This is a genomic window from Streptomyces sp. Q2 (assembly GCF_056820935.1).
In genome coordinates, this window is the sequence record NZ_JBXEJE010000122.1 from 1 (window position 1) to 651 (window position 651).

The window sequence follows — 651 nt, forward strand, 5'->3', positions numbered from 1 at the left end:
TGTCCAGGTACTCGTGTGAGTGCACCACCGAGTACGAAGTTATGTGCACCACTCGTTAGGCCACGTCGGTCTCCCGCTCGATGGCCTGGAGGCGGTTCTTGAGCCGGTAGCTGTTGCCGTTGATCGAGACGACTTCGCAGTGGTGCAGGAGCCGGTCGAGGATCGCGGTGGCCAGGACCTCGTCGCCGAAGACCTGGCCCCATTCGCCGAAGGTCTTGTTCGAGGTCAGGATGATCGAGCCCTTCTCGTAACGCTTCGAGATCACCTGGAAGACGAGGTTCGCTTCGGCCCGTTCCAGCGGCTGGTAGCCCACCTCGTCCACCACGAGAACGGCGGGCCGGAGGTAGCTGGTGAGCTTGCTGATCAGACGGCCCTGGTCCTCGGCGGCCTTGAGGTGGCGGACCATGTCGTCGAGGCTGGTGAAGTAGATCGAGTAGCCGGCCCGGCAGGCCGCGACCGCCAGGGCGACGGCGATGTGCGTCTTGCCGACCCCGGGCGGCCCGAGCAGAGCGACGTTGGCCTTGTCCTCGACGAAGGAGAGGGTGGCCAGGTCCTTGACCTTGCGCGGGTCGAGGTCGGGCTGGAAGGAGAAGTCGTAGTCCTCCAGCGTCTTGTGGTGCGGCAGCTTCGACAGCCGCAGGCCGTTGCGGA

The 651-nt window shown here is 65.1% G+C and carries 1 protein-coding gene; it reads right to left on the bottom strand.

The window, feature by feature from the left end:
* Positions 1-55: 55 nt before the first annotated feature.
* The coding region (istB, locus tag ACWBNA_RS47855; RefSeq protein ID WP_482710885.1) for an IS21-like element helper ATPase IstB at positions 56-651 on the bottom strand (596 nt) is incomplete at its 5' end.